The sequence below is a fragment of the Corallococcus sp. CA053C genome (assembly GCF_003611675.1).
Lineage (GTDB): Bacteria > Myxococcota > Myxococcia > Myxococcales > Myxococcaceae > Corallococcus.
Window position 1 is genome coordinate 1 of record NZ_RAWA01000323.1, and the last position, 11,458, is coordinate 11,458.

The 11,458-nt window shown below is 69.1% G+C and carries 8 protein-coding genes and 1 pseudogene; 5 read left to right on the forward strand and 4 right to left on the reverse strand.

Translation table 11 applies throughout. The features are described 5' to 3' along the window. Together D7V97_RS31715 and D7V97_RS31720 are read left to right on the forward strand one after the other, a co-directional pair. A partial coding sequence (locus D7V97_RS31715) for a pyridoxal-dependent decarboxylase (protein WP_233583351.1) occupies nt 1-761 on the forward strand: 761 nt, incomplete at its 5' end. A gap of 110 nt (nt 762-871) precedes the next feature. Next, nucleotides 872-2,089, forward strand: a complete 1,218-nt coding sequence (locus tag D7V97_RS31720) for a DUF1015 domain-containing protein (RefSeq protein WP_120614368.1) — start codon at nt 872-874, stop codon at nt 2,087-2,089. Between the two features lie 34 nt (nt 2,090-2,123). Here D7V97_RS31720 and D7V97_RS31725 read toward each other — a convergent pair whose 3' ends face one another. Both D7V97_RS31725 and D7V97_RS31730 read right to left on the reverse strand, forming a co-directional pair. Further along, the gene (locus D7V97_RS31725; protein WP_120614369.1) at nt 2,124-2,540 is read right to left on the reverse strand and encodes a DoxX family protein; all 417 of its coding nucleotides are present in this window, start codon (nt 2,538-2,540) and stop codon (nt 2,124-2,126) included. Nucleotides 2,541-2,654: 114 nt separating this feature from the next. Then, nucleotides 2,655-4,178 (reverse strand): NAD(P)/FAD-dependent oxidoreductase, encoded by a 1,524-nt coding sequence (locus D7V97_RS31730; protein ID WP_120614370.1) that lies wholly within the window; start codon nt 4,176-4,178, stop codon nt 2,655-2,657. Nucleotides 4,179-4,319: 141 nt separating this feature from the next. Here D7V97_RS31730 and D7V97_RS31735 point away from each other — a divergent pair, with 141 nt between their 5' ends. The 3 genes from D7V97_RS31735 (at nt 4,320) to D7V97_RS31745 (ending at nt 9,200) form a co-directional block, all read left to right on the forward strand. Beyond that, nucleotides 4,320-5,462 (forward strand): chemotaxis protein, encoded by a 1,143-nt coding sequence (locus D7V97_RS31735; protein WP_120614371.1) that lies wholly within the window; start codon nt 4,320-4,322, stop codon nt 5,460-5,462. A 185-nt stretch (nt 5,463-5,647) separates the two neighbouring features. Continuing rightward, entirely contained in the window at nt 5,648-6,667 is a 1,020-nt protein-coding gene (locus D7V97_RS31740; protein WP_233583352.1) for an HAD family phosphatase, read from the forward strand. Between the two features lie 127 nt (nt 6,668-6,794). Beyond that, the gene (locus D7V97_RS31745; protein WP_120614373.1) at nt 6,795-9,200 is read left to right on the forward strand and encodes an arylsulfatase; all 2,406 of its coding nucleotides are present in this window, start codon (nt 6,795-6,797) and stop codon (nt 9,198-9,200) included. 75 nt (nt 9,201-9,275) lie between these two features. Here the strand turns inward: D7V97_RS31745 and D7V97_RS31750 are convergent, their stop codons facing one another. After that, nucleotides 9,276-10,853: an arylsulfatase gene (locus tag D7V97_RS31750; protein ID WP_199728999.1), complete on the reverse strand. Its 1,578-nt coding sequence runs from the start codon at nt 10,851-10,853 to the stop codon at nt 9,276-9,278. 71 nt (nt 10,854-10,924) lie between these two features. Then, nucleotides 10,925-11,458, reverse strand: a pseudogene (locus D7V97_RS44875) (hypothetical protein); the annotation flags it as partial.

Below are 11,458 nucleotides of genomic sequence, written 5' to 3' on the forward strand. Positions count from 1 at the left end.
ACGCCGGCACGGTGAACACCGGCGCCACGGATGACCTCCAGGCGCTGGCGGCGCTCTGCCGCGAGGAGGGGCTGTGGCTGCACGTGGACGGCGCCTTCGGGGCCTTCGCGCGGCTGAGCGAGAAGCTGCGGCCGAAGGTGGCGGGGCTGGAGGAGGCGGACTCGGTGGCCTTCGACCTGCACAAGTGGATGTACCAGCCCTTCGACGTGGCGTGCGTGCTGGTGCGCGACGCGGCGGCGCACCGCGCGGCCTTCGCCAGCACGGCCAGCTACCTGGCCACGCTGGAGCGCGGCGTCATCTCCGGCGGGTTGCCCTTCGCGGACCGGGGCGTGGACCTGACGCGCGGCTTCCGGGCGCTGAAGGTGTGGATGAGCATGAAGGCGCACGGCGTGGCCCACTTCACCCAGCTCATCGAGCAGAACGTGCGTCAGGCGCAGGAGCTGGCGGCGCGGGTGCAGGACCACGCGGAGCTGCAGCTGCTGGCGCCGGTGCCGCTGAACATCGTCTGCTTCCGCTACCACCGCGCGGGCGTCTCCGAGGAGGTCCTCAACCGGGCCAACCAGGAGGTGCTCATCCGCTTGCAGGAGCAGGGCATCGCCGTGCCCTCCAGCACGGTGCTGGACGGCCACTTCGCCATCCGCTGCTGCATCGTCAACCACCGCAGCCGTCAGGAGGACTTCGACACCCTCCTGGCAGGGACCCTCCGGCTCGGCCGGGAAGTCCTCGCCGAGGAAGGCTTCCCTCCGCCCGCGTCCCCGTAGCGCACACGAGAACGTGTCTGGCTGGGGGCGATACCCATTGCCAGGCGGCCAGTCTCCTCCCGTATATTGCGCCCGCTTCCCAAGCGCATTCCCTACCAGGAGCAACCGCCGTGGCCGACCTCCAGCCTTTCCGTGGCGTCCGGCCTGCCGAGAAGCTGGCGCATGCGCTGTGCACGCCCCCCTACGACGTGGTGAGCACCGCGGAAGCGCGCGCCTACGCCGGCGGCAACCCGCGCAGCTTCTTCCGTGTCTCGCGGCCGGAGATTGGTCTGCCGCCGGGCACGGACGAGCACTCGGACGTCGTCTATGCGGAGGGCCGGCGCAACCTGGACCTCTTCCGCGCCGAAGGCTGGCTGCGGCAGGACGACGAGGCGTGCTTCTACCTGTACCAGCAGCGCATGGGCGCGCACGTGCAGACGGGCGTCGTCGCCCTGGCCCGGGTGGATGAGTACGACCAGGGCCTCATCCGGAAGCATGAGTTGACGCGCGCGGACAAGGAGGATGACCGCACCCGGCACATCGACACGCTCGGGGGCAATGACGAACCGGTCTTCCTCACGTACCCCGCGGTGGCGTCCATCGGTGCGCTGGTGGAGGAGGGGACGCTCGCGAAGCCCCAGTACGACTTCACCACCGAGGATGGCATTGGCCACACCTTCTGGACGGTGCGCGGGAGCCTCAACGCGCGGCTCGCGGCGGCCTTTCAGGACGTGCCCTGGCTCTACATCGCGGACGGGCACCACCGTTCAGCGGCGGCCTCGCGCGTCCATGCGTTGCGCAAAGAGCGCGGTGAGGGCGGTGGGCATGGCCGCTTCCTCGCGGTGACCTTCCCGCACGACCAGCTGCGCATCCTCGCCTACAACCGTGTCGTCCGGGACTTGAACGGGCTGACGCCCGAGGCCTTCCTGGCACGGCTGGGAGAGCGGTTCGAGGTGACGCGCGAGTTCCCGAACACGCCGGACCGGGTGCACCAGTTCGGCATGTATCTGGACGGAGCGTGGTACCAGCTCATCGCCAGGCCGGGCACGTTCGACGCCACGCCCATGGCGGAGCTGGACGTGAGCATCCTCCAGTCCAACGTGCTGGGGGCGCTGCTGGGCATCGGGGATCCGCGCAAGGACGAGCGCATCCACTTCGTCGGCGGCATCCGGGGCACGGTCGAGCTGGAGCGCCTGGTGGACTCGGGCGGGTGGCGCGTCGCCTTCTCGCTGCCCCCGACGAGCCTGGAGCAGCTCATGGCCATCGCGGACGCGGGCGAGATCATGCCGCCCAAGTCCACCTGGTTCGAGCCGAAGCTGCGGAGCGGTCTCGTGCTGCACCTGTTCTGAACGACCGCCTGCGTTTTCGCGCGGCCCCAGGCCTTCAGGCAGACACGGTCGCGCGCTTCGTGCCCTGGCGCGCGGCATCGACACTCCAGATGCCCGAGCCGTGCGCGGAGAGGTAGAGGAAGACGAAGCAGTAGAGCGCCGCGAGCTCACCCTGGTTCACGATGGGGAGGATGTTGCCCTTGGCGGGGATCACGTGCCCCATGAAGAAGGCGGCCGCCATGGTGCCGCTCGCGAGGAAGGCCGCGGGCCCGGTGAACAGGCCAATCAAGACGAGCACACCGCAGATGAGCTCGATTCCCCCAGCGCCGTAGATGATGAAGGCGGGGGCTCCGGGAGGCACTCCGCCGAACATGCCGAAGAGCTTCTGCATGCCGTGGAACATGAACATGAAGCCCGTCATGATCCGCAGCAGGGCGTAGATGCGGTCCGCGTGGGGTCTCAGGAATCCCATCACTTCTCCTCGTCGTGTCGCTGATGCCGGCGGAAGGCCGGGCCCCGGGCATGACACGCGTTGCCTTCATCCGCCAGAGGTGGGCGGCCCGCAGTGTGGACAGGGATGCAGCGCTCAGCCCGTGACCGTGGCGTCCGGCGTGGGTGCGGTGGCCGTCTGGACATGGGAGGAGAACCGCAGGTGCGGGTCCGTCACCGCGTCCTCCCGCAGCAGCCGGGTGTCCGCGTGGTAGTCCATCGGCATCAGCCAGGGCGACTGGTCACCCTGACGCGGCAGGGAATCAATCGCGCGCTGCACGTACCCGGCGGCGAAGTCGAGCAGCGGCCGGGTCGGCATCGCCGGGTTGCTCAGCTCGGGATTGCAAATGGTGTAGCCGTGCGCGTCCATGTACGCGAGCAGGCGGCAGAAGTGTTCGCACAGCAGGCCGACCTTCAGCGTCCAGGACGCGTTGGTGTAGCCCAACGCGAGCGCGAAGTTCGGCACCCCGCTGAGCATCATGCCCTTGAAAGCCACCCGGTCCGCCAGCTTCACCGGCGCCCCGTCGACGCTCAGCGCGATGCCGCCGAGCGCCTGCACGTTCAACCCCGTCGCGGTGACGATGAGGTCCGCCTCCAGCTCCTGGCCCGACTTCAGCCGGAGGCCCTTCTCCGTGAAGGTCTCGATGTGGTCCGTCACCACCGACGCCTGGCCGCTGGAGATGGCCTTGAAGAGGTCCGCGTCCGGGACGATGCACAGCCGCTGGGTCCACGGGTTGTAGGGCGGGTTGAAGTGCTCGTCGACGGGATATCCCTTCGGGAGCAGGCGCGTGTTCGTCCAGCGGATGAGCCGCCGGGCCGCACGCGGGAAGCGCTGACAGAAACGCCAGATGAACCGCTGCATGCCGATGTTCTTGCGCCGCATGAGCGCGTGGGCCCAGGCCTTCGGGAGCACCTTCCGCAGCACCTTCGCGAGCCACTCCTCCGAGGGGATGGACACGATATAGGTGGGCGTGCGTTGCAGCATCGTCACGTGCGCCGCCGCTCCCGCCATCGCTGGCACCATCGTCACGGCGGTGGCGCCACTGCCAATGATGACGACGCGCTTGTCTTTGTAGTCGACGTGCTCGGGCCAGTGCTGCGGATGGAGGATGGGGCCCTGGAAGCGCTCGGTGCCCTCGAACCGGGGGGTGAACCCCTGGTCGTAGCGGTAGTAGCCCGCCGCGCAGAACAGCCACCGGCAGGAGAGCTTCAGGCGCTCGCCGGTGTCGGTGCGCTCGACGTCGACGACCCAGCGGGCGTCGCTGCTGGACCAGGCCGCGCCGTGGACCTTGTGGTGGAGCCGGATCTTGCGGTCAATCCCATACTCGGCCGCCGTCTCTCGCAGGTAGGCGAGGATGGCGTCCGCGCCGGCAATGGACTTCTTGTCCGTCCACGGCTTGAACTCATACCCGAACGTGTGGAGGTCCGAGTCGGAGCGGATGCCGGGGTAGTGGAAGAGGTCCCACGTGCCGCCGGTCGCCCCCCGGCCCTCCAGGAGGGCGTACGACTTCGACGGGTGCTCCCGTTGCAGGTAGCAGGCCGCGCCAATCCCTGACAGGCCGGCACCGACAATCAACACGTCGAAGTGTTCGGGGAGGTCTGCCGTGCGCGTGAGGGACATGGTGTGCTCCGTTATGATGAAAGGATGGCGCCCGATCAAGGTGTGGGCGTCCCCGCACCGGACTGTCCGGAGTGCGACGGCCCCCCTGTCGTCAGGGAGGGTCGGCGGGCGGGGCAGGGGTGCGCAGCTTGTACCGGTCCCATGTCTCCGGTTTCCCGCTCCTGGCGCCTGATCCCCGTGGTGGTGCTCGCGGCACTCGTGTCGGCGTGTGCCACGCTCAGTTCTCCGCGCTCGGAGTTGCAGGAGCGCGTGGGACACTCGGACCTGGATGTGAGCGCGCTGCGCATCCGCGTGCGCGACCTGGCCCGGCGCTTCTCCGGCCTGCTGGAGGCGACGGCGGATGGCCTCGCCGCCAGCTCCGACTCCCCGGAGATGGCGCAGACGATGCTCAGGTTCAAGGCGAACTCCGTGCCCGCCATGCAGGGCGCGCTCTTCCAGCCAGACCCGGTGGCCGCGATCGTGGATGCCTGGGCGCTGCTGGCCCAGATGGAGGAGGTGTTGCCGCGATGGGCGGAGCGCGCCCCGCCGGAGCTTCGCGCCGAGGCCCTGCGCTCGCTGCGCGACATGGAGTCGCAGGTCGAGGCGCTGTGGCGGGAGGTTTCGGGAAGCGAGGACGTCTCCGCCGCGCGGACGCGCGTGCACGCCTGGGCCGCCGAGCACCCCCTGACAGGACCGCTCGTCGCGCGCGAGTCCACCGTGCCGCTGCTGGCCTCCGTGACGGCGGCCTCGGGCGGGGGGCTGCTCACGAACGCGGCGCGCCTCGTGGAGGGCGTGGGCGACATCACCGCGCGGGTGGACCTCTATGCCGTCAGCCTCCCGCGCCAGGCCCGCTGGCAGGCGGAGCTCATGGCCGCCGATGCCCTGAACGCGCCCCTCCTCCAGTCCGTCATGGCGGAGCTGACGCGCACCGTGGACATCCTCGACCGCGTGGGAGGCGTGGCCGTGAACACCCCCGCGCTCATCGCCCGCGAGCGGATGGTGGTGCTGGAGGCCATGGATCAGGAGCGGCGGTCGCTCCAGGACTACGTCACCGGCGAACGGCAGGCCGTGCTCGCGGGCGTGGGGCAGGAGCGCGCGGTGGTGGTGGACGCCCTGCGCGCCGAGCGCGTGGCGACGCTCCAGCAGCTCGACGGCCTGGCCCGGGGCTGGGTGGACCACGCGTTCGACAGGGCCCAGCCCCTGGTGGACCGTGTCTTCCAGTGGCTGCTCGCGCTCGTGGCACTGGCGCTGGTGGGCGGGCTCGTCCTCGTGACCCTGCTGATCCGCCTGCGCAGGCGCACCTGAGGCAATCCGTGCGGCGCGCTGCCGGGGGCTTCCCACCGGGACCCGGCCCGGCCCGTTGGATGTGGACGGAGGCCCGCCGTTCAACCCTGGGGGAAGCGGGGGGCGCTGCCCCTGCCAGCCCGTGCCCTGCGTGCGTTGCGCGGGGGACACAGGCGCCGCAGCGTGCCTGGGAAGAGGTGCTTCCCATGTCCCAGCCCCCACGCCGTCATTCTCTTCCCCTCATGCTCGTGCTCGCGCTCGGACTGGCCTTCCCGGCCGCGGCCCGGGCGCAGGCCGCGAAGGCCGACCCCCTTCCGTCGTGGAACGACGGCCCGGTGAAGCAGTCCATCGTCGGCTTCGTCTCCCGCGTGACGACGGAGGGCAGCCCGGACTTCCTCCCGGTGGAGGAGCGCATCGCCGTCTTCGACAACGACGGCACGCTCTGGCAGGAGAAGCCCGCGGTCCAGGGCGCCTTCCTGGTGGAGCGGGTCCGGGCGCTGGCCGACAAGGATCCCTCGCTCCGGAAGAAGCAGCCCTACCGGGCCGTGCTGGAAGGGGACGTCGACGCCGTGATGGCGGGGGGCGAGAAGGCCGTGATGGAGCTGTTCGCGGCCACCCACGCGAACATGACCCAGGAGCAGTTCCAGGCCGAGGTGCGTGGGTTCCTCAAGACTGCGCGCCACCCGAAACTCGGCGTGCCCTACACGCAGCTCGCCTACCAGCCGATGCTGGAGTTGCTCCAGTACCTGCGTGACAACGGCTTCCAGACGTGGATCAGCTCGGGAGGCGGCATCGACTTCATGCGCGTCTTCTCCGAACAGGTGTATGGCATTGCTCCGCAGCAGGTCATCGGCAGCAGCCTCGCGGAGACGTATGAGCAGCGCGGCGGCAGGGACGTGCTGTGGCGCGAGCCCCGCGTGGACCACGTCAATGACAAGGAGGGCAAGCCGGTGGGGAACGACCTGCACATCGGCCGGTCCCCGGTGTTCGTCGCGGGCAATGTCCGCAGTGGCGGCGACATCGCCATGCTCGGCGCGTCCCGGCAGCGGCGCGGGCCCTCCTTCCAGCTCCTCATCCACCACGACGACGCCGCGAGGGAGTTCGCCTACGAGGAGAAGGACGGGGCCTCCCTCCGGGCCGCGAAGGAGGGAGGCTGGACCGTCGTGAGCATGCGCGACGACTGGAAGACGGTGTTCCGCGGGACGACCGGATCCGCGCCACCATGACGTGCGCTGGCGCCGCGCCTGATGAGCGTCGTGCACCTCGTGCGGGCCTGCCCCGAGGGGCAGTGGCCCTGGGTCTCACGCACTCTCACCTTCCCCCCCACCGGGACTCTCCCGAGAAGGGCGGAACATGAAGAAGAGCGGAAAGCAGCGGCAGTCGGGCGACGGGGGCGGGCCTTCTCCCAACGACAGCGTCCAGCGGGAGGTCCTCCCCATCCCGGACCAGCCCTATCAGGGGGTGCGTCCCTTCAGCGCCAGGGACCCGAGCGCGAAGTTCCCGCCCATCGTCCAGCTGCGGCCTCCAAAGGGCGCGCCCAACGTCCTCGTCATCCTGCTGGACGACGTGGGCTTCGGGGCCTCCAGCGCCTTCGGTGGCGTCGTCAACACCCCCACCGCGGAGCGCCTGGCGGCCAGGGGCCTGCGGTACAACCGCTTCCACACTACGGCGCTCTGCTCACCCACGCGCGCCGCGCTCCTCACCGGGCGCAACCACCACGCGGTGGGCTTCGGCGGCATCACGGAGATCGCCACCTCCTCGCCGGGCTACAGCTGCGTGCTCCCCAACCACTGCGCGCCGGTGGCGGAGGTCCTCAAGCTCAACGGCTACAGCACCGCGCAGTTCGGCAAGTGCCACGAGGTGCCCGTCTGGGAGACGAGCCCGGTGGGGCCCTTCACCCGGTGGCCTACCGGCTCCGGCTTCGAACACTTCTTCGGCTTCGTCGGGGGGGAGACGAACCAGTGGTACCCGGCGCTCTATGAGAACACGACGCCCCTCGAGCCGGACCGCACGCCGGAGCAGGGCTACCACTTCATGGAGGACATGACGGAGCGGGCCATGGGGTGGGTGCGCCAGCAGAAGGCGCTCGTCCCGGACAAGCCCTTCTTCGTCTACTTCGCCCCGGGCGCCACCCACGCGCCGCACCACGTGCCCCAGGAATGGGCGGACAAGTACAAGGGCCGCTTCGACGCCGGCTGGGACACGCTGCGTGAGGAGATCTTCGCGCGGCAGAAGAAGCTCGGCGTCATCCCCAAGGACGCCCTGCTCACCCCGCGCCCCGAGGAAATCCCCCGCTGGGAGGACATGCCGGAGGCGCTGCGGCCGGTGCTGGCGCGGCAGATGGAGGTCTACGCGGGCTTCCTCGAGTACGCGGACTTCCACGTGGGGCGCCTCATCGACGCGCTGGAGAAGATGGGGGCGCTGGAGGACACGCTCGTCTACTACATCCTCGGGGACAACGGCGCCTCCGCCGAGGGCGGCCTCAACGGCACGATCAACGAGGGCTTCATCTTCAACGGCATCGAGGGCGTGGAGACGCCCGAGTACCTCATCCAGAACATGCACAAGCTCGGCACGCCCGAGGCCTACAACCACTTCGCGGTGGGCTGGGCGCATGCCATGGACACGCCCTACCAGTGGACCAAGCAGGTGGCCTCGCACTACGGCGGCACGCGCAATGGCTGCATCGTCCACTGGCCCCACGGCATCGACGCCAGGGGCGAGGTTCGCTCGCAGTTCACCCACGTCATCGACGTGGCGCCCACCCTCCTGGAGGCCGCGAACCTGCCCCAGCCGCTCAGCGTCAACGGCGTGCAGCAGACCCCGATCCATGGAGTGAGCATGCGCTACAGCTTCGACGACGCGAAGGCGCCGGAGCGGCATGAGACGCAGTACTTCGAGATGTTCGGCAACCGCGGCATCTACCACCACGGCTGGACCGCGGTGACGAAGCACCGCACCCCCTGGGAGGGGGCACCGCACACGAGCCTCGAGAACGACGTCTGGGAGCTCTACGACACGACGAAGGACTGGACGCAGGCGCGCGACCTCGCCGCCGAGCAGCCGGAGAAGCTGCGGGAGCTGAAGCAGCTCTTCCTCATCGAGGCCACCAAGTACTACGTGCTGCCGCTGGACGACCGCGGCGTCGAGCGCTTCAACTCGGAGATCGCCGGACGGCCGGAGCTCATCCATGGCGACTCGCAGCTTCTCGCGGGCTCCATGCGGCGGCTCAGCGAGAACTCGGTCCTGAACATCAAGAACAAGTCGCACACCGTCACCGCCGAGGTGGAGATCCCCCAACGCGGCGCGAACGGAGTCATCGTCAGCCAGGGCGGCGCGTTCGGCGGCTGGTGCGTCTACGCGCGCGGGGGCCGGCTCTCCTACTGCTACAACTTCGGCGGGCTGCAGCGCTTCTACGTCGTGGCCGACCGTGAGCTGCTTCCGGGCACGCATCAGGTCCGCATGGCGTTCAAGTACGACGGCGGCGGCGTGGGCAAGGGCGGCGACGTGACGCTGTATGCCGACGGCAAGGCAATCGGCCGGGGCCGGGTGGAGCGGACCCTGCCCAACGTGTTCTCCGCCGACGAGACGACCGATGTGGGCATCGACATGGGCTCGCCCGTGGCCGAGGGCTTCCACGACGGCGACAGCAAGTTCAACGGCCGGGTGAAGTGGGTGCAGCTCGACAAGGGCAAGGAGAACTTCAGCGACCTGGTCTCGCGCGAGGAGCTCCTGAAGATCGCGATGGCCCGGCAGTAGGCGCCGGGTTCCACGGGCCACGTCGCGTGGCAGGGCGGCACGGTGCGCCGTGCCGCCCTGACGCGCGCGTGGGGTTCAATGCATCGCGGGTTGTTCTTCACCCGTGGGCGCCACGGCCTCCTCCTCGGGCGGAGCCGCGACGGCCAGCTTCTTCTGTTGCTCCCGTGCCTTCTCCAGCGCATCGCCGATGCTGAAGCTCGAGGGCTTCTGGCGGGGAGGGAACTCCTCGAAGGTCTTCAGGAACTCGCCGACGATGACCTGCGCGGGGACCAGGACGAACATGTGCTGGGCGACCCACAGGTCGTAATAGAGCGACGCGTCCTTGTCGCCCCGCTCGAAGGGATCGCTCCGGAGGTTGAAGAGCTTCGGGACGCGCAGCTCCGTGAAGGGATCCTGCCAGACGCCCAGGCCATGGGCGCGCTGTTCGAGGAAGTGGAGCTTCCACGCATCGACCCGCAACGCCATCAGGTCGCCGTCGTCGCTCCAGTAGAAGAAGCCGCGGCGCGGGTTCTTCTCCACGTCGCCCTTGAGGAAGGGCAGGAGGTTGTAGCCGTCGATGTGGACCTTGAACGTCTTCTTCCCGGCCGTGTGACCGCGCTTGAGCTTCTCCACGATGCCGGGCTCACCGGCGGCCGCGACCAGCGTGGGCAGCATGTCGGTGTGCGAGAAGATTTCATTCGAGAGCGTCCCCGGCTTGATGACGCCCGGCCAGCGGATGGCGCAGGGCACGCGCCAGCCGCCCTCCCAGTTGGTGTCCTTCTCGCCGCGGAACGGGGTGCTGCCGCCGTCGGGCCAGCTCAGCACCTCGGCGCCGTTGTCGGTCGAATACATCACGATGGTGTTCTCGGTGATCCCCAGCTCATCGAGCTTGTCGAGCAGTCGGCCCACGTGGCCGTCGTGTTCGACCATGCCGTCCGGGTACACGCCCAGGCCCGTCACGCCCTGCGACTCCTTGCGCAGGTGCGTGAAGATGTGCATGCGGGTCGAGTTGAACCAGCAGAAGAAGGGCTTGTCCTCGGCGGTGGTGCGCTCGATGAAGTCGGTGCACGCGGACAGGAACTCCTCATCCACCGTCTCCATCCGCTTCTTCGTGAGCGGACCGGTGTCTTCGATCCGCTGCGTGCCGTCAGGCTGGGCCCAGCTGTGCAGCACCCCCCGGGGTCCGAAGTGCTTCCGGAAGTTGGGGTCCTTGGGGTAGTCCGGGTTCTCCGGCTCCTCCTCGGCGTTGAGGTGATAGAGATTGCCGAAGAACTCGTCGAAGCCGTGGTTCGTGGGCAGGAACTCGTCCCGGTCTCCCAGGTGGTTCTTGCCGAACTGGCCGGTGGCGTAACCCAGGGGCTTGAGCATCTCCGCGATGGTCGGGTCTTCGTCCTGGAGGCCCAGCTTCGCGCCTGGCAATCCCACCTTGGTGAGGCCCGTGCGGATCGGCGACTGGCCGGTGATGAAGGCGGCGCGCCCCGCCGTGCAGCTCTGCTGCCCGTACCAGTCGGTGAACCGCGCGCCCTCGGCGGCGATGCGATCGATGTTCGGCGTGCGATAGCCCATCGCCCCCTGGTGGTAGCAGCTCGGGTTGAACCAGCCGATGTCGTCTCCCCAGATGATGAGGATGTTCGGTTGCTTCTTGCCTTCCTTCTTCGCTTCCTTCTTCGCCATGTCGTCTCCCCCTTGGGAATTCATCGGGGACCTTGTCCATCGCCTGGGGGGGACGCCAGCGAGAGGCAGCGTCAGAGCAGGCTCTTGCCCACCGCCGTGAGCACCTCGATGAAGCGCCGGTCGATGAAGAGCAGGGGCACCATCGGTGCCATGGCCGCGCCGAGGATGGCCAGCACCGCGCGGGGGTCCATCGGCAACCACCGCATGCGGCGCGCGAGGGTGAACGACGTGCCCAGGTCCGTGAGGGACGAGAAGTCGGGCGCGCTCAGGGGATCCAGCCCGGGAGGCTTCTCGCGGTGGAACCACCGGTGCTCGAAGTTCCGCGAGTGCCAGGCCGCCACGCCCGAGAAGGCGTGGTCCCCGTGTCGCTTCGCTATCAGGAGCTGGCGGCAGAAGGGGAGCAGTGGGGCGAACAGGACGATGAGGCAGAGGAGCCCGAAGGCGAGCAGGTGGGTGGCGTTCCCGACGAGGTCCCCGCTGGGGTCAGACCGCAGGCGCTGCGCGGTGAGCGTGGCTCCCACCGCGAAGACGATGGCGGAGAAGCTGGCCTGGCAGGTTCCGAGGAAGCCCAGTCCGCCCGTGACATCGGGGTGGGTGGGTACGAG